15 protein-coding genes are annotated in these 18,458 nt (G+C 65.8%); 3 read left to right on the top strand and 12 right to left on the bottom strand.

What is annotated here, in order from left to right:
* Positions 1-444 precede the first annotated feature (444 nt).
* The 3 genes from LL964_RS07595 to fhuE all read left to right on the top strand — a co-directional run bounded on the left by LL964_RS07595 (position 445) and on the right by fhuE (position 6,508).
* Positions 445-1,773 (top strand): dicarboxylate/amino acid:cation symporter, encoded by a 1,329-nt coding sequence (locus LL964_RS07595; protein ID WP_104586721.1) that lies wholly within the window; start codon positions 445-447, stop codon positions 1,771-1,773.
* A gap of 201 nt (positions 1,774-1,974) precedes the next feature.
* A complete protein-coding gene (tkt, locus tag LL964_RS07590) occupies positions 1,975-3,975 on the top strand; it encodes a transketolase (RefSeq protein ID WP_104586720.1) in 2,001 nt (666 codons plus the stop codon).
* A 349-nt stretch (positions 3,976-4,324) separates the two neighbouring features.
* Positions 4,325-6,508: a ferric-rhodotorulic acid/ferric-coprogen receptor FhuE gene (gene fhuE / locus LL964_RS07585; RefSeq protein ID WP_104586719.1), complete on the top strand. Its 2,184-nt coding sequence runs from the start codon at positions 4,325-4,327 to the stop codon at positions 6,506-6,508.
* A 290-nt stretch (positions 6,509-6,798) separates the two neighbouring features.
* Here fhuE and LL964_RS07580 read toward each other — a convergent pair whose 3' ends face one another.
* From LL964_RS07580 to LL964_RS07525, 12 genes are all read right to left on the bottom strand, one after another.
* Complete coding sequence (locus tag LL964_RS07580) at positions 6,799-7,710, bottom strand: LysR family transcriptional regulator (RefSeq protein WP_104586718.1); 912 nt, start codon at positions 7,708-7,710, stop codon at positions 6,799-6,801.
* Positions 7,711-7,939: 229 nt separating this feature from the next.
* Positions 7,940-8,650, bottom strand: coding sequence for a M23 family metallopeptidase (locus tag LL964_RS07575; protein WP_104586717.1), 711 nt, complete (start codon positions 8,648-8,650; stop codon positions 7,940-7,942).
* Between the two features lie 2 nt (positions 8,651-8,652).
* Positions 8,653-9,636: a L,D-transpeptidase family protein gene (locus LL964_RS07570; protein ID WP_104586716.1), complete on the bottom strand. Its 984-nt coding sequence runs from the start codon at positions 9,634-9,636 to the stop codon at positions 8,653-8,655.
* 325 nt (positions 9,637-9,961) lie between these two features.
* A complete protein-coding gene (locus LL964_RS07565; protein WP_104586715.1) occupies positions 9,962-11,920 on the bottom strand; it encodes an acetyl-CoA hydrolase/transferase C-terminal domain-containing protein in 1,959 nt (652 codons plus the stop codon).
* Between the two features lie 165 nt (positions 11,921-12,085).
* Positions 12,086-12,700, bottom strand: a complete 615-nt coding sequence (gene modC, locus LL964_RS07560; protein ID WP_104586714.1) for a molybdenum ABC transporter ATP-binding protein — start codon at positions 12,698-12,700, stop codon at positions 12,086-12,088.
* The gene (gene modB / locus LL964_RS07555; protein ID WP_208621415.1) at positions 12,700-13,386 is read right to left on the bottom strand and encodes a molybdate ABC transporter permease subunit; all 687 of its coding nucleotides are present in this window, start codon (positions 13,384-13,386) and stop codon (positions 12,700-12,702) included. The genes modC and modB overlap by 1 nt, the downstream gene beginning before the upstream one ends.
* A gap of 16 nt (positions 13,387-13,402) precedes the next feature.
* On the bottom strand, positions 13,403-14,179 hold the full coding sequence (gene modA / locus LL964_RS07550; RefSeq protein WP_104586852.1) for a molybdate ABC transporter substrate-binding protein: 777 nt from the start codon (positions 14,177-14,179) through the stop codon (positions 13,403-13,405).
* Between the two features lie 75 nt (positions 14,180-14,254).
* Positions 14,255-15,079: an MBL fold metallo-hydrolase gene (locus tag LL964_RS07545; RefSeq protein ID WP_104586712.1), complete on the bottom strand. Its 825-nt coding sequence runs from the start codon at positions 15,077-15,079 to the stop codon at positions 14,255-14,257.
* 13 nt (positions 15,080-15,092) lie between these two features.
* Positions 15,093-15,866, bottom strand: coding sequence for a S1/P1 nuclease (locus LL964_RS07540; protein ID WP_228329404.1), 774 nt, complete (start codon positions 15,864-15,866; stop codon positions 15,093-15,095).
* A gap of 124 nt (positions 15,867-15,990) precedes the next feature.
* The gene (locus LL964_RS07535) at positions 15,991-16,605 is read right to left on the bottom strand and encodes an OmpW/AlkL family protein (RefSeq protein WP_104586710.1); all 615 of its coding nucleotides are present in this window, start codon (positions 16,603-16,605) and stop codon (positions 15,991-15,993) included.
* Between the two features lie 117 nt (positions 16,606-16,722).
* A complete protein-coding gene (locus LL964_RS07530) occupies positions 16,723-17,346 on the bottom strand; it encodes an OmpW/AlkL family protein (protein WP_104586709.1) in 624 nt (207 codons plus the stop codon).
* A gap of 301 nt (positions 17,347-17,647) precedes the next feature.
* Positions 17,648-18,160, bottom strand: a complete 513-nt coding sequence (locus LL964_RS07525; RefSeq protein ID WP_104586708.1) for an SgcJ/EcaC family oxidoreductase — start codon at positions 18,158-18,160, stop codon at positions 17,648-17,650.
* Positions 18,161-18,458 lie beyond the last annotated feature (298 nt).

Raw genomic sequence — 18,458 nt, 5'->3', positions numbered from 1 at the left:
CTGTCGAGATGGTCAGTGCGCATGGTCGCAAGCAGAGCATGAGGTGCGCTGGGCGCACACTGGGTACCACCAGCTTCTTATCGCCTTCCCATCGCAAGCGGAATAGCAGACAGGCTTTCAATACGGAACCTGCAAACTTCTCATCTGCCTGGCGCAAGTTGAGCGACATGCCTTCAATAAGGCAACCGGCCAACTCTCTGGCGCGGTGTCCTTGCCGATTGCGGGACCCTTGGCGGCATGGATGCCGCCAAAGAGCCTCCAGGGATGGATTCACGGCGTGTCCCGCAAGCGGTGAGGGCACCACGCACTCGACTCACCAGGCTTCTCAGCTGACGTGGGGAGGGCGCCTACCCTCGGGCGGGCGCCCGGCGGCAGGCCGGGAGGTGGCCGCATCGATGGCGTTTGTTAAGCTCCGCCCTTTGTGTCCAGACCAAGGCCGACCCGATGACTGCATCCCCAGCCGCACGCCGCCCCGGCCTGCCCCTGCATTGGAAGATGGGCATTGGCTTTGTCGTGGGTCTGGCGCTGGGTCTGGCCGTCTATTATCTGGCCGGCAGCGATGCCGACTGGGTGCGCCTGGCCACCAAGTACGTCACCACGCCCTTCTCGCAGGTCTTCCTCAACCTGATCTTCATGCTGATCGTGCCGCTGCTGTTCTCGGCATTGGTCATGGGCATTTCGGAAATGGGCGACATCCGTGCGCTGGGCCGGGTGGGCTGGCGCACTCTGGGCTTTACCGTGGTGCTGTCCGGTGTTGCGGTGCTGCTCGGGTTGGTGCTGGTCAATGTGCTCAAGCCCGGCGCTGGGGTGGACCCGCAGCTGGCCAACCAGCTGATCCAGGAAAACGCCGAGCGCACCCGCGAGATCATTTCCAGCTCGGGCAGCCAGCCGCAGGGCATGGACATGCTGCTGTCGATCGTGCCCAACAACGTGATCGCCGCTGCGTCCAGCAATGGCGCCATCCTGTCGTTGATGTTCTTCGCGGTGATGTTCGGCGTGGGCATGGTGCTGACTGCCGATGAAAAGGTCGCCACGCTGCGGCGTGGGATCGAGGGCATCTTCGAAATTTCGATGACCCTGATCGGCCTGGTGATCCGGCTGGCGCCGTATGCGGTGGCCTGCTTCATGTTCAACCTGGCCGCGTTGTTCGGCTTCGATCTGTTGATCCGCCTGGGCGCCTACGTGGGCGTGGTGGTGCTGGCCCTGGGGCTGCACATGGTGGTCAGCTACGGATTGGCGGTGAAGTTCGCCGGGCGTTCGCCGCTCGGGTTCTTCAGGCAGACCCAGCAGGCCACGATGATGGCGTTCTCCACCGCGTCCAGCAACGCGACCCTGCCCACCGCCTTGCGTGTCGCCGACGAGATGGGGTTGCCGCCACGGGTGTCGCGCTTCGTGCTGACCGTCGGGGCGACCGCCAACCAGAACGGCACGGCGCTGTTCGAAGGGGTGACGGTGATCTTCCTGGCGCAGTTCTTCAATGTGGACCTGAGCATCGGCCAGCAGTTCATGGTGATGCTGGTCTGCATCCTGGGGGGCATCGGTACCGCCGGCGTGCCGTCCGGCTCGCTGCCGGTGGTGGCGCTGATCTGCGCCATGGTCGGGGTCAATCCGGTGGGCATCGGCATGATCCTCGGGGTCAATCACTTCCTGGACATGTGCCGGACGGCGTTGAACGTGACCGGAGATCTGGCGCTGACGACCTTGGTGGCGAAAGGGGAGCCGGGATCCGGGACCCGGGACCCGGGACCCGAAGAAGCGCAGGCTGCGCAGTAGTACGCGAACGGGACATTTTTCTGCCGGGTTCGACCGCACGCGTCCGCAAGTCGGCTGACATCCGGGCAATGCATGCGATCTTTGGTCCCGGGTCCCGGGTCCCGGGTCCCGGGTCCCGGGTCCCGGCCTCAGTCACATGCTCTGTGGGAGAATAGGGATCTCCGCTTCCAGCGGTGTTCCCCTCCGCTTCCATAGACGCCCATGACCCAGCCCACCCGCCGCCAGCTGGCCAACGCCATCCGTTTTCTTGCCGCAGATGCGGTCGAAGCCGCCAAGTCCGGTCATCCCGGCATGCCGATGGGCATGGCCGATATCGCCGAAGTGCTGTGGAACGACTTCTACCGGCACAACCCGAACAACCCGCACTGGTTCAATCGCGACCGTTTCGTGCTGTCCAACGGCCATGGCTCGATGCTGCAGTACGCGCTGCTGCACCTGTCCGGCTACGACCTGCCGATCGAGCAGCTCAAGCAGTTCCGTCAGTTGCACAGCAAGACCGCCGGTCACCCGGAGCGCAGCGAAACCCCGGGCGTGGAAACCACCACCGGCCCGCTCGGCCAGGGCTTCGCCAACGCCGTCGGTTTCGCGCTGGCCGAGAAACTGCTGGCACAGCGCTACAACCGGCCGGAGCTGGAAATCGTCGATCACCGCACCTGGGTGTTCATGGGCGATGGCTGCCTGATGGAGGGCATCTCGCACGAAGCCGCCTCGCTGGCCGGCACCTGGGGCCTGGGCAAGCTGGTCGCGTTCTGGGACAACAACCAGATCTCCATCGACGGCAACACGGCCGGCTGGTTCAGCGACGACACCCCGGCGCGCTTTGAAGCCTATGGCTGGCACGTGATCCGCGACGTGGACGGGCATGACGCCGACAAGATCAAGGCGGCGATCGAGGCGGCGCTGGACAACGGCGACAAGCCCACCCTGATCTGCTGCCGCACCAAGATCGGCTTCGGTGCGCCGACCAAGGCCGGCAAGGAATCCTCGCATGGCGCACCGCTGGGCAAGGACGAGCTGGAAGGCGCGCGCAAGGCGCTGGACTGGCCGTACGGCCCGTTCGAGATTCCCGAAGAGATCTACGCCGGCTGGCGCGCCGGCGGCACTGGTACCTTGCGTCAGGCCGAATGGGAACAGCTGTTCGACAAGTACGCCAAGCAGTATGCCAACGAAGCCGATGAGCTGACCCGCCGCTCGCACGGCGAGCTGCCGGCCGACTTCATCGCCAAGGCCGATGCCTACATCGCCAAGGCGCAGGAAGAGGGCCAGACCATCGCCTCGCGCAAGGCGTCGCAGCTGACCATCGAAGCCTTCGCGCCGTTGCTGCCCGAGCTGATCGGCGGCTCGGCCGATCTGGCCCATTCCAACCTGACCCTGTGGAAGGCCAGCAAGTCGGTGGCCACCGACGATCCGGACGCCAACTACGTGTATTACGGCGTGCGCGAGTTCGGCATGACGGCGATTGCCAATGGCCTGGCGCTGCATGGCGGCTTCATTCCGTTCGACGCCACCTTCCTGGTGTTCAGCGATTACGCGCGCAATGGCGTGCGCATGAGCGCGTTGAATCCGGCGCATGCCATCCACGTGTACACCCACGACTCGATCGGCCTGGGCGAAGACGGCCCGACCCATCAGCCGGTGGAACACCTGGCGTCGCTGCGCTACATCCCCAATAACGATGTCTGGCGCCCGGGCGATGCGGTGGAGTCGGCGGTGAGCTGGAAGGCCGCCATCACCCGCAAGGACGGTCCCAGCTGCCTGGTCTTCAGCCGCCAGAACCTGCAGCACCAGCCGCGCAGCGCCGAGCAGCTCAAGCTGATCGAGCGCGGTGGCTACGTGCTGGCCGAGGCCGAAGGCGGTACGCCGGACGTGATACTGATCGGTACCGGTTCGGAAGTCGGCCTGGCGATGGAAGCGAAGAAGACGCTGGATGCGGCCGGCATCAAGACGCGTGTGGTGTCGATGCCGTCCACCGATGTGTTCGATCGCCAGGACGCGGCGTATCGCGAACAGGTACTGCCGAATGCCGTCCGCAAGCGCGTGGCGGTGGAGGCGGGCGTGACCGGCTTCTGGCGCAAGTACGTGGGTCTGGATGGTGCGGTGGTCGGCATGGACAGCTTCGGCGCGTCGGCGCCGGCCGATCAGCTCTACGCGTACTTCAAGATCACCGCCGAACACGTGGTGGAAGCAGCCAAGGCGTTGTAAGGCCGGTCCTGTGTTGAAAAGAGCGCCGGCAATGCCGGCGTTTTTTTTTGCGCGCGGGCGGCAAGTCAGCGGCGCTGCGGGTATCCCGGCATGTCCACGCGCCCGGGTGATCGACCGGCGCGCTGCGCTCCCACGCGCTGCACGAACAAAGCAGGCTCAGCCTTCGATGGGGGATTGTCGCGCTCGCTATAAGGCATTCCTGGAAGCCGGCGCTGCCATGGGGCTGTTTAAAATGTGAATCATTCCCATTAAAATGGCGTATTGCCGCAGCTCGCGGCATGTCCTCCCCCTATGGACCCTCGCGTACCGCCGCGACGGGTCGTCCTCGAATGCCTGTACCGGAGTTGTGATGAATCGTCCTGCCGTAATGCGTCTCCTTCCCATTGCGCTGCGCCCGCGCGCGCTGTCGCATGCGGTGTTCGCCGCGCTGTGCACCCTGTCTGCGGGCCCGGCGCTGGCCGAAACGCCCGCTGGCGACGCGGAGGTCACCACCCTGGACCGCCTCAACGTGCAGGGCGAGCAGGTCAAGGGCTATACGGTGGAGAAGACCACCGCCGGCACCCGCATGAACCTGGCGCTGCGCGAGATTCCGCAGTCGGTCACCGTGGTCACCCGCGAGCGCATGGACGACCAGAACCTGCAGAGCATCACCGACGTGCTCAACAATGTCTCCGGTATCTCGGTTGCGCAAAGCGACAGCGAACGGCTGGAGTTCTATGCGCGCGGTTTCTACATCGACAACTACCAGTTCGATGGCATTCCGGCCTACATGGAACAGGCCTGGAGCTACGGCGATTCGGCACTGGACGTGGCGCTGTACGACCGCGTGGAAGTGGTGCGCGGCGCCACCGGGCTGCTGACCGGCTCGGGTAACCCCTCGGCCTCGATCAACCTGGTGCGCAAGCATGCGGTCAGCCGCGACTTCACCGGCACCGTGTCGGTGGGTGGCGGCGATTTCAACAAGACCCGCAGTGTGGCCGATGTCACCGTGCCGCTGAGCCCCGAAGGCACCGTGCGTGCGCGCGTGGTCGGCGTCTACCAGGACGGCGAATCGGACATGGATCGCTACAACCTGCGCAAGAAGATCGGCTCGGCCATCATCGATGCCGACCTCACCGACAGCACCCTGCTGAGCGTGGGCTACGAGTACCAGAAGAAGGAATCGGACGATGTCACCTGGGGCGGCTTCCCGCTGTTCTACAGCGATGGCACGCGCACCAACTACGACCGTTCGTTCAATCCGGCGGCCGACTGGACGTTCTGGGACACGCGCCTGCAGCGCACCTTCGCCAGCCTGCAGCAGAGCTTCGACAGCGGCTGGTTGCTCAAGGCCAATGTGAGCCACGAAAAGACCGAAGCGGCCAACCACCTGTTCTACCCGTTCTACACGATCTTCGGCTTTGACCGCACCACCGGCGGCGGCGTGGTGCCTTATTCGGGCAACTATCAGACCGAGCGCAAGGCCGATGGCGCCGACGTGTATGCGGAAGGCCCGTTCCAGCTGTTCGGACGTGAGCACCAGCTGGTGGCCGGCGCCAGCTACAACCGCCGCGAGTACGTCAACAACGGCACCTTCGATTTCCCGGCACCGCTGAGCAGCTACTTCGGCTGGAACGGCGCCTATCCGGAGCCGAACTGGAGCCCGCGCACGGTGCAGAGCGACGGCACCATCAAGCAGAAGGCCGCCTACGTGGCCGCACGCTTCTCGCTGGCCGATCCGCTGACGCTGCTGGTGGGTGCGCGTTATACCGATTGGCAGATCGACGGCCGCAATTTCGACGCTGCCCAGGGACTTGTGCCGTTCTCCGACACCCAGACCGAAGTGACTCCGTACGCCGGTCTGGTGTATGACTTGAACGATGTGTGGTCGACCTATGTCAGCTACACCGAAATCTTCAACCCGCAGACCTTGCGTGATGCCAACGGCGGCTACCTCAACCCGTTGAGTGGCAAGGGCTACGAAGCCGGCGTCAAGGCGGCGTGGTTCGACGACCAGCTCAATGCCTCGCTGGCGCTGTTCCGCATCGAGCAGGACAACCTCGGCGTGTTAACCGGCGGCTTCGTTCCGGGCAGCAGCGATCCTGCTTACATCGCCGCCAATGGCGTGGTCAGCGAAGGCTTCGATTTCGAGATGTCCGGGCGCCTGACCCAGGGCTGGAATGCCACCCTCGGTGCGTCCCACTACACCGCGCGCGACGATGGCGGTACATCGATCAACAAGCATCTGCCGCGCACCACCATCAAGCTGTTCAGCAGCTACACCCCGCAGGGCGCATGGAGCGATCTGACCGTGGGTGGCGGCGTCAACTGGCAGAACCGTTCGTACTACGTGGACCCGGTGTACGGCACCTTCGAGCAGAGTGGCTATGCGCTGGTCAGCGCATTCGCACGCTACCGTCTGGCGCCGCAGTTCTCGGTGCAGCTCAATGTCGATAACCTGCTTGACAAGCGCTATTACGCGCAGTTCAACGGCGGCTACGGCGCATGGGGTGCATCGCGTAACGGCATGCTGACCTTCAACTATTCGTTCTGAGTAGGCGCACGCTCGAGCTTCCCTAGGGAGCGGTCTCGCTGACACCTGGCACAGGCATCTTGCGAAAGATGCCTGTCCCTGTTTGCAGCGGACCGTGTGTGGAGCAAGCACCGGACCTGGCCGGCCGGCCAGTTGGTTCGCTGCCCTCTCGTGCAGTGGGAACAGGGCGATGCCTCGACCATCGCGCATTGCCGTGCGCGTGACTGCAGTGCGGCTCTCTCGACGGCTGCAGCGCATCGATGCGTTGGTCGATCGCAGAGGCGACACGCATCGCAGCAGTCCCCGGCAGCTCAGCGCACCGGAGGCAGCAGATGCGGCGCCATCACCTCGCTCACCCACTCGATGAAGGCCCGCACGCGTTGCGGCAGATGGCGGCGATGTGCGTAGAGCAGAGTGGCGGGCATCGGTTCGGGCAGCAGATCCGGCAGGACTTCGACCAGGGCGCCGCTCTGCAGATGCGGGCGCAAGGTGCTGACCGGCGCCTGGATGATGCCGAGTCCGGCCAGAGCGGCAGCGAGATATCCATCGCCGTTGTTGACGGTGACCGGCCCGCGCATCGGCAAGAGTTGGTACGCCTGTCCATCGTGATACTCGAAGCCCGGCGCGCGCTGCCCCAATGTGGGCGCGTAATGCACCAGATCGTGTCGGGACAAATCCTCCACGCACCCAGGGGTGCCTCGGCGAGCCAGATACTCGGCACTCGCACAACTGATGATCCGGAAAGCGCCCAATGGGCGCGCAACCAGGCTGGTGTCTTCCAGTGCCCCGACGCGCAACACGCAATCGAAGCCTTCGCGCACCACATCCACGCGGCGGTCGGTACCGCTGATTTCCACTTCCAGCTGTCGATGCTGCGCGAGGAAGGCCGGCAACGCCGGAATCACGAAGTTGCGTGCGATGCCCGTCGACATGTCCACGCGCAGGCGGCCGCGCAACTGGCCCCGCTCGCGCTGAAACATGCCTTGCAGCTCGTCCATGTCGTCGAGCAGATCGCGACTGCGTTGATAATAGGCGGTGCCATCGCCGGTGAGTTGCACGCGTCGCGTGGTGCGATGCAGGAGCCGTGTTCCCAGCGATGCTTCCAGGCGCTGCACGGCAGTCGACACGCTCGCCTTGGGCAGGCCCAGGGTTTCGGCCGCCTGGGTGAAGCTGCCGAGCTCGGCAACGCGTAGAAAGATGCGCAAGGATTCCAGCGTGTCCATCGATCGATTCGGTATCTTGAGCGGTGCGCCCAGCGTGAGTGGATGTCGATGCGTCGGCAAGCGCTTCCTGTCCGCCAGGCGTGTCCGATTCGTATCGTCAGCTTCCGTCGCAGCCTGAGCCCCGAAGCGCTGCACGCGTTCGCTGCAAGACGGCCGCGGGTCGGGTCATGCATGACGCCATGTGGGGCGTCGCTGGCGCGCGATCCGCAGATGGCATGCCTGCGGCCGGCTACTGCAAGCGTTGATCGCCATGCAGGATGGGATAGGGGTTCACCGCCTCGCCCTTCCACCACTGCCTTTCCGGCCCGAGCCGATGGATTTCGAAGTGCAGGTGCGGCGCTGCAGGATTCGCGTTGCCGGTACTGCCGACATAACCGATGACCTGCCCGCGCGTGACGGCCTGTTTTTCGGTCAGTCCATCGGCGTAGCGTTGCAGATGCGCATAGTAGTAGCAGTACGTGCCGCTCGGCTCGAACTGGTACACGGTCAGGCCACCGCGTTCGCTGTCGAACAGCTTTTCGACCGTGCCATCGGCGACCGCAAGCACCGGAGTGCCAGCGGGCGCCAGGATGTCGATGGCATCGTGCACGCGGCCCTCGCTACGCGCGTCGGTGAAGGTGTCCTGCAGCTGGTTGCGGCCGATACCCTGCACGGGGATCAGCAGGTCGGTGGCGACAGGCGATGCATCGGGAATGGCAGCGGCAGGTCGTGCTGGAAGATCCTGCGCGGCTGGCGCTGGCGCAGGCTTCGCGGGGTCAGGCGATGAGGCCATCGTTGCCGGGTGCGCGACCTGCGCACTCCCAGGACGGGCCACGGTCGTGGATGTGGGTGCTGCATTGGCCGAGGGCGTCACCGTCGCTTCCGGAACGTCGCGCTCCAGCCACCAGTAGCCGCCCGCGCCGATCGCCAGCCCCACGATCAACATCATCAGCAGTTTCATGCTTACTCCTGCATCACCACCGGGACCGACGGTCCGACCACGCCGGCCAGTGCGACCACATCCCAGTTGGTCAGGCGCACGCAACCGTGCGATTCGGTCTTGCCGACATGGCCTGGCTCAGGCGTGCCATGCAGGCCGTAATGCGGCTTGGACAGATCGATCCAGACCCGGCCGACCGGATTATTGGGTCCGGCCGGCAACGTGGCCTTCTTGTCGCCCTTCTTGGCATCCCAGAACAGTTTGGGGTTGTACTTGAACACCGGGTCGCGCGAGATGCCCAGGATCTTCCAGCGCCCGATCGGCAAGGGATCGTGCTTGCTGCCCGAAGACACCGGGAACTGTGCATACACCTTGCCGTCCGCATCGAACAGTCGCAGCGTCGAATCGGACTTGTCGACCACCAACCTGGCCGGTTTGGCGAGCGGCGCCACGCCATCGACATTGGGGACCTGGATCGCGCTGCCGGCCTTGCTCAGGTCCACGCCTGGATTGAGTTGGCGCAGCAGCGCCGGATCCGCATGGAAGCGCTCACCGAGCGCTTCTTCGACCGAGGCGTAACCCAGCGCGGACAGCTTGGCCTGCTCGGCAGGACCCTTGGGAATCGGCTGGAACGGGCCGGCGACATCGGCATCGGTCAGCGTGTACTGCACCAACGCCGGCGTGCTCTCTGCCTGCAGCGCCTGCCAGGTCGCATCGTCCATCTCGCCGGTCACCTTGATGCCATGCGCGGCCTGAAAGCCCGAGATCGCGCGCTTCTGGTTGGAGCCGCGTTCGCCGTCGATCTGACCTGGCGAAAAATGCGCGCGATCGAGCAGCACCTGCGCATGCAGGTCCGAGCGCGGGCCGGTCGCAACGCTCTTCTCGGCCGGCATCGCAGCAGGTGTTGCAGGTGTGGCTGCAGATTGCGGCGCCTGTGCCAGCGCAGGTAGCGCGGCGCCCAGCGCCAGGGCGATCAAGCAAACACGAGCATTGGAGCGTAAGGGCATGGGCAGGTCCGAAAGAGGCATGCCCGCACCTTGCCGCAGCTGCCTTCGTATCCACGTGAAATGACGGCATCGCCACGTGGCTGGCGTCACTGCGACGGGCCGGCGTTGTCGATTGGCTTCCCGGCACACGATCCGAAGCGCCAGCACATCGGGTTGGCGAGCGGCAGAACGAGAAGACGCATCTCGGCGGGCCGAATCGCGTCAACCTCGGGCAATGGCTGCCGTGCCTGGGTACCGTTCGCCCGTTGAGCATCGATACGCGCCACCGCTTCTCCTGGCGGCGATTCCCAAGGCAGACGCTGATGGCCGCGGCGGCGCAGCGTTGTCAGCCAGGATGCTGCTGTCTCAGGCCGTAGAGAAGTAGCCGCGCCTGCACGCGTTCGCCGAGGCCGCGCGGTGCATCCAGCGCCATGCGTTGCAGGCAAGCCATTTCCATGGGCTGCACGCGCGGGAACGCAAGCAGTGCACGGGCCACGGTCGTCACCTTGCCGACGCGACCGGCCGTCGCACCCTTGAGCCTGGTCAGTGCGCGCAGCAGATACTGTTCGACCTCGCTGAAATCGCTGCCGAGCGGGTAGTCCGGCAGGCTGCCATCACGCCGGAAGGGGGCCAGCGCGCGGCCCAGCGCCTCGGGCGTATTGCGCTGCGCACGTGCAGCCAACGCCGGCTGCGTACGCAGCTTGCGCGATCGCCTTGCCTGCTCCAGCAGCGCGTCCTGGAAGCGGGCATCGCAGATGCCGGCCATCTCCAGCACGCACTGCTGATCGGTCTTGTGGCGCAGGTCGGCGATTCCGTATTCAGTGATGTACAGATCGCGCAGGTGACGTGGAATCGTGGTGTGGCCGTAGTTCCAGCGTACATTGCTGGCTGCGTGTGCGCCGGTATCGCGGGTGGCACGCAGCATCAGCACGCTACGCGCCTGCGGCAGGGCATGCGCCATCGCCACGAAGTTGTACTGCCCGCCGACGCCGGACACCACGCGGCCGTCGTCAAGGCCATCGGAGACCGCCGCGCCCAGTGCAGTGGCCATCATGCAGGAGTTGAAGAACCGCGCATCGCGCCGCTGCAGGCGTTGCAGCGGTTCATTGCCACCATACAGTTGATTGATCTCGCTGATACGGCGCATGCCGATGGCCCTGCGGGTGCGATCGTCCAACGCATGCAGCCAGCGGTAGAAATCCGGTGAGCCGAGATAGAACGCGCCATGCAGGAACTGGCCTTCGTCCTCCACGCGCGCGTGGTCGGCGGCATCGGCGTTGCCGTCGGCCATGCGCTGCATCAGCGGCAGGTCGTCGTGCACCTTGCGGCGGATCACGCCGCTGTCCACCAACTGCTTGAAGCCCTCGTTGAGCATCTCGCTGCAGCCATACAGCCCGATCGCGAACGGCTCCAGACCGCCACTGGCCTGCACGGCCGGGTGTGTGGCCAGTTCCGGATCCAGTGCCTGCAATACGCGCCGGTAGGTCGTGTTGTCGGTGTGGCGCAGCACCAATGCATGACTCAAGGCATCGGCCAGCGTTCCGATGCCGATCTGCAGGGTGCCGCCATCGCGTACCAGCGCGCTGGCATACAGGCCGATGGCGTAGTCGACGCTGCTCACCGGTTGTCGCGGCAGGCCGAACAGGCGAGGCGACGGGCCGGGCAGGTCGATGATCAGATCGAAGAACGTGGCGTCCACGGCAGCGGTACCGCCGATCCACGGCAGGTGCGGATCCACCTCGGCCACCAGCAGCGGGCGCGGCAACCGCAATGCCTGCACGGCATCCAGCGTGTCCTGGGTGATGTCGTTGTTGCACGACAACGACAGCCGCGTGCCACCGGGCTCGCGCGCCACCTTCTGCACGATCAGGTTCGGTGCGCGCTGCGCTACCGTGGCCGCGGCATGCGTATAGTTCAAGCTGGTGTAATCGGCCTGCGCTTGGGTGGAGTGCAGCAAACCGCCGGATTGCATGTAGAACTCTTCCACCTGCACATGCGCCGGCAAGGCATCGCGCAACATGGCATCGACGTACTCCAGGCGCGGAAAGTCCGTGCCGAAGTGGCGTGCAATGAACGGCGCGGCAAAGCGTGCCTGCAGCCCCGCACCCGGCTTGGGCGGATTGAGCGACAGCGCGGTATACACCGCCAGCGGCCGCGACGGAGTGTCCTTGATCCGCCCATACAGCGCATTCAAGAGCCGATGCGGTTTGCCGATGCCCAGCGGTGCGCCTACGCGCAAGGGGCCGTCGATACGCTGCAGGATCCACTCCAGCGCGGAGTCCAGGTCGGTGAGGTGATCGGTCATCCGTGCAGGGTAGCCGAGCCGCCGTGGCATCGCGTGCAGGGCGGTGATGCCGGCGAGAGATGAAACCGCGTGGCTCTCCAACTGGAAACATCATGCAATTGATGGCGATGCCTGCCATCGGGCCGCTTTCGGCCAATTGGTCGTCTTCGTTCGTCGAGGCGCAAATCACTCCAGCACATGCACGCTATCGGCAATCCGCCGTACTTCGTCCGGGTTGTGGCTGACGTAGAGCATCGGCAGGCGGATTTCGTCGCGTACGCGCTGCAGGTAGGGGATCAGTTCTTCGCGGCGTGCCTGGTCCAGGGCAGACAAGGGTTCGTCGAACAGCAGCAGTGCCGGTTGCGAGAGCAGCGCGCGGCCGATCGCCACGCGCTGCGCTTCGCCGCCGGACAGGTTGCGTGGCCGGCGCTGCAGCAGCGGCGCGATGCCGAGCAAGGCCACCACATCGTCGAATCCGAAGTGCACAGCTCCACGCGCATGTCGGCCGTAGCGCAGGTTGCCGCGCACATCCAGATGCGGGAACAGCCGCGCATCCTGGAAAACGTAGCCGATCCGGCGCTTGTGCGTGGGAAGGTTCACCTGCTGCCGGTCGTCGTACAGGCAGCGCCCGTCGATGCGGATGTGTCCGGCATGCGGCTGCACCAGGCCGGCGATGGCGTTGAGGACGGTGGTCTTGCCGGCACCGGAGGGGCCGACCAGCGCCACCACGCGCGCGTGGTCCTGGATGCCGACATGCCGCCGGAAGCTGCCGCGCTGCAATTGCAGATCAAGATCCAGCATCAGTCGTCCTCGCGCGGATGCGGTCGGCGCACCAGCCATTCGGAAAGCAGCAACGCCGCCAGCGAGATCGCCAGTGCCACCGCCGCCAGCCGCCAGATGCCCGATTCCATGCCCGGCACCTGCATCAGCCCGTAGATCGCCGAGGACAGGGTCTGCGTTTCGCCTGGAATATTCGAGACGAAGGTGATGGTGGCGCCGAACTCGCCCAGGGCCTTGGCGAATGCCAGCACCATGCCGGCGACCAGACCGGGCCACGCCAGAGGCAGGGTGATGCTGAAGAACACCCGCCATGGCGTGGCGCCCAGTGTGGCGGCGGCCGCCTCGAGACGGCGGTCGGTGGCTTCGATCGACAGCCGGATCGCGCGCACCATCAGCGGAAATCCCATGATCGCGCAGGCCAGCGCCGCGCCGGTCCAGCGAAACGCGAACTGCACGCCGAAGTGTTCCAGCAACCAACGGCCGATCGGTCCCTGCGTTCCCAGCGTCATCAGCAAGACATAGCCGGTCACGACCGGCGGCATCACCAGGGGAAGGTGCAGCAGCGCGTCGAACAGGGCCTTGCCGGGGAAGCGCCGCCGCGCCAGCAGCCAGCCGCAGGCGATGCCCGGCGGCAGGCTGGCCAGCGCCGCCACCAGCGCGACCTTCAGGCTCAGGCCAATGGCAGTCAGCTCCTGCGGGGTAAAGATCGACAAACGCGATGCCTCAATCCTGCAGCGAGAAGCCACGGCGCGCGAAGATCGCCCTGGCCGGCGCGCTGCGCACCCAGGCCACGAAGGCCGCCGTGGCCGGGTTGCGGCTGTTCTTCAAGGCAGCGATCGGGTACACGATCGGCGCATGACTGTCGGCGGGAAATGTCGCCACCACGCGCACCTTGGGGTCTGCGCGTGCATCGGAGCCATACACGATGCCCAGCGGTGCCTCGCCGCGCGAGACCAGCATCAGTGCCGCACGCACGCTCTCCGATTCGGCGAGGCGTCCGTGCACGCTGTCCCACTGGCCGAGCTTGCGCAGTGCTGCGGCCGCGTACTTGCCGGCCGGAACACTGCCGGTCTGCCCGAGCGCCAGGCGGCCGCCAGCGCCCAGCGCCTTGGCGATGCTGCCGGCGGCGCGCGGATCCACCTGCACCTTGCTGGCGGCGGGCGCGATCAGCACCAGGGTGTTGCCGAGCAGATCGTGGCGTTGTGCGGGCGCGACCAGGCCGCGTTGCTGCAGGTAGTCCATCCATTCCAGATCGGCCGAGAAGAACACGTCCGCCGGCGCGCCCTGCTCGATCTGGCGCGCCAGCGCCGAGCTCGCCGCATACGACACACGGACCGGCGTGCCGGTGGCCTTCTCGTACGCGGCTGCGGCATCGTCCATGGATTCCTTCAGGCTGGCGGCCGCAAAGACGGTCACCGGCGCCGCCTGCGCGTAGGCCAGGGCGGGCAGGGCGAGCATCAGCACGCACAGCGCGCGCTGCCAGAAACCGATCGTGCGCATGGAAAGCTCCAGCAGGTGGTGGGCACCGATCATAACGGCTGTGCCGTGAGCCGCGTGGCGTATGCCGGCTACGCGCTAGGGCTTTGCATCCCCGCAGTGGCCGGCCTGCAGGTTGGCCTGTAGCGCGGGACGGATCAGCTTCGGCTCGGGCAAGGTCGCGTCGCGTGCCTGTCGCTGCGCCACGAAGGTCTCGATGTCCACACCGTCGCGCACATGGATGTTGCTGCGCCGCTGTTCGCCGATGCTGGTCTGGTGCGCCACCGCCCGGCCGCCTGGACCGTAGTCATGGCAGACGAACACGCGGGTGTCGTCGGCGAGCGCGTACAGACGTTGGATCGACGCGTAGAGCTGTCGCGCATCGCCGCCGGGGAAGTCGCAACGCGCGGTGCCCGCATCGGGCATGAACAAGGAATCGCCGGGAAACAGCGCGTCGCCGATCAGGTACGCGATGCTGTCGCTGGTGTGCCCGGGGACAGCGATGACCCGGGCCCGGATGCCGCCGAGCATGAAGCGTTCGTCGTCGCCGAACAGATGATCGAATTGCGAGCCGTCGGCGCGAAAGTCCTGCAGCAATGCATAGAGCGGTGCGAGCGTCCGCTGCACCTGGGCGATTCCGGCGCCGATGCCCACGCGCGCCTGCGGCCATTGCTGCTTGAGCCACTGTGCAGCAGACAGGTGATCGGCGTGGGCATGGGTCTCCAGCAGCCACTGCACCTCCCATCGACGCTGCCCGACGGCATCGACGATGGCCTGCGCCATGCGGCTGCCGATGGCGCAGGTGTCTGCTGCGTAATCCAATGCTGGGTCGATCACCGCCGCTGCGCCCGAGTCCGCATCGGCGACCACGTAGGTGAAGGTGTTGCTGTCGGCGTGGAAGAACGCAAGAACCTCGGGCTGCATCGGCGTCTCCGTGTCAGGGGCCGGCCAGCGTCGCGTTGAGGAGGGCGGCCAGCCGGTCACCAGCCATGCGCAACTGCGCTTCGGCAATCGGACGATAAGTGGCCAGATAGTCCTCCGGCAAGACGTGTGCCTTCGGGTAAACGCCAGGCGTGATGGCGATCTTGCAGGACGCCTGCGCCCAGCTTGCCGCTGGCGGCGGCAGTACCGGCGACGCCGCAGTGGCGGCGGGCAATGCCAGCAGCCGTTGCAGATAGGCGGCGTCGCCGAGATGGCGCGCGTTGAGCATGCCGCTGTCCCACAAGGCGTGCAGGTTGCTGCCCTTGCCGTCGATCTGCAGCTGGAAATCGTTGCCGCCCTTGTCGTGCGCATAGCCGGCATGCATCGGCTGATGGATGTCGCCGACGAAATGCACCACGAACTTCAGTGCTTGCCGGCGCGCCTCCAGCGGCTGGCTGCGATCGGCCAGCAGGGCGGTCTGGCGTTCCAGCGCGGCGACCACGCAGCTTCCGTCCGGGCAATCGCGCGCCGGCATGTAGTTGCAGTCGTGTTCGCCGAGATTGACGTAGTGCCAGCGCGCGGAACGCTTGCCCAGGTCCGGGTCGTGCTCGCGCAGATCGTCGGCCCAGGTTGCGATCCCGTGCAGGGTCGGGTCGGATTCGCCGGCAAGCAATTGCGCGACCTGTGTACGCGCCTGCGGGCTCAGTTCGGTCTCGGCAACACGGGCCACCAGGCGGTGGCCCTGTGCGCCCCAGGCGCAGGCAGTGAGAGGTTGGATCGCCGCGGCGATGGCTGCGGTCAGAACACAAAGGGAGCGAGAGAAGGTCTTCATCCGCCCGATTGTACGCAACCGCCCCAGGCGGATTGATGGCCGTTGCCGGCATGCGCCGCCCTGGGGCGAAGCGGCGGTCCGCTCAGAAGTAGACCAGATACGACACGCCGTAGGTCAACGGATCGACCCGCGCCTCGCCCAGCCGCGTACCGTTGAAATCCACCTTGCTGCGCGAGTCGGTCCAGCGTGCATCCACACGCAGGCCGCTGCGATCGCTGAAGATGAAATCCACGCCGACATGCGCGGTCGCGCCCACCGAGTCACCGAACCGCAGTTCGCCATTGCCGATCGCCGGCTCGGTGTCCTCGCCCACGAAGGCGGTGTAGTTGATGCCGACGCCTACGAATGGCGACACCACGCCATAGCCGTTGATGTGGTACTGCAGCAACACGCTAGGCGGCACCGACCAGTAACTGCCGACCTTGCCGACGCCTTGCAGTTCCAGGTCGTGCCTGCCGGCGACAGCGGCGTGCACTTCGATCCCGAGATTGTTGCGCAGGAAGTATTCGTAGGTGAACGAGAGTGTCGGGGCGCCCTTGATCTCGGCGCGTGCGGCGCCGAAGGCGCCGCTATCGGATTTCGGCGAGACGTAGCCCGCACCGTAGCCGGTGGTCCAGTGCCCGGCAGATTGGGCAAGGACGGGGCTGGTCGAAGCGGCCAGTGCGATGGCGAGTGCAGTGCGAATGAACGTGCTCATGGGATCCCCGGTAGGTCGGACAGGCGCGACGTGACCGACCTGTCCGCAACTCCGGCGGTGGATGCACGTCCCTGGAGGCCAAGTGTGCCAGAGATGCCCCGCGCTTGCCGCTACCGCCTAGAAGCGGTAGACGTAGGCAGCGCCGTAGACCAGTGGGTCGATGTTGACCGTGCCGATGCGGTTGCCGTTCAAGCGGGCGTCGGTGTCGATATCGATCCAGCGCAGGTTGACCCGCAGGGCGCCGCGATCGCTGAGCTTGAAGTCGACGCCCGCGTGCAGGGCCAGGCCCCAGGAATCGTCCAGCTCCAGTTCGCTACCGGCCAGCGCGCCACGGGTATCGGTACTGAAGAAGCGGGTGTAGTTGACCCCGGCCCCGAGGAAGGGAGACAGCTTGCCCTGGCTGTTGAAGTGATACTGCAGCGAGATCACCGGCGGCAAATGCTTGGTGCTGCCGACCCGGCCCACGCCGCGCAGCGCGATGTCGTGTTCGAAAGGCAGCGCAGCCAGGACTTCGATGCCGAGGTTGTCGGCGATGAAGTACTCGGCGCTGAAGGTCGGCCTGATGTCCTTGCCCACGTCCGCTTCAAGCGTGCCGCCGACCAGACGGCCGTTGTCGGACTTGGGGGCGACCTGGTGGGCGCCGACGGCAATGGCCCAGTCGCCTTTGGATTGAGCTGATGCGGTGAAGCTGGCGAAGCCGGCCACCAGGCCGGTGAACAGCAGGGCAGAGCGCATGTGCATGAGGATTCTCGTCGGGTAGGAAGGGGGGCAGTCTTCGGTGTTGGATGCGGTGCCGCCTTGATCCTGATCAATCCCGCGGCATCGGCATGCGGGCGATCCTGCGCAAGGCCGCCGTGGTGCGCCGCGTGCAGCAGGGCGGCGCAGTGGCGGCACCGCTGCACACCATTGCGAGGTGTGCAGGAGCCGCTGACGTCCGAGCTGTCCGGGTTGGCGGAGGAGGCAGGCGACGGTGGGGGAAGCAGGCCAGGGTAGGAGAGCGACAGGTCGCAGGAGGCCGGCATGGGACGGCGATCAGCCGGCATTACCTGGCCTGGGCGAGCGGGGAGGCGTCCTTTTCCGGCATCGCCGAGCTGTGGTGATTGATGATCAGCCACTTGCCCTCGCGCTTTTCGTAGACGAAGGTGTAGCGCGCCTGCACGTCGGTCTTCTTGCCGTCCTTGTCGGTCAGGGTGAAGGTGTAGACGCCGGCATCCACCGCGCTGTCGTCGTCCAGCACGCGCACGGTGCGGTAATTGACCACGCCCTTGGGCTTCTTGGTCAGGAACATCTCGAAGTACTTTTCGATCTGCTCGCGCGAGGCGCGCACTTCGTTGGAGACCGTCGGCAACAGCACGCCATCGGGCGCATACAGGTCGGCCACCTTGTGCGGGTTGCCGGTGGCCAGGGCAGCATTCCAGGTATCGAACAGCGCGGCCACTTCGCGTGCTTCCCCACTGGCCGGCAACGATGCGTGTTCGGTGTAGTGCATCACACCGGCGGCAAGTGCCGGAGTAGCGGCAAGCGTCAGGGCCAGAGAGAGCAGGGTGCGATGCATGGGGGAGTCTCCGTGTGGATGAGTGGTGCCTCGGTGGGCAGAGCCAGTATCGAAATCCACGGAGTGCCGATATGCCGCCGGTCGGCATAGGTGCGAATACGCTATTCGGCATATTTTTCTGACATTACACGATTGAAAAATATTGAAAATTTCCGGGTGGTGCCCGGAGTGCGCAGGGCATCGGGGCGCGCTCGCGACAGTCCTGATGATGGAAGTCGCCATGGCGCATCTGCGCGCGCCGCCGCGAGTGCGCCGGCCAGGCACGGCGATGGATGGACGGGATCGGGCGGAACATCCG

It is taken from the genome of Xanthomonas melonis, from assembly GCF_020783655.1.
In the GTDB taxonomy this organism is placed as follows: domain Bacteria; phylum Pseudomonadota; class Gammaproteobacteria; order Xanthomonadales; family Xanthomonadaceae; genus Xanthomonas; species Xanthomonas melonis.
The sequence above is the reverse complement of the archived record's forward strand: the minus strand, read 5'-3'. Positions and strand labels throughout refer to the sequence as shown.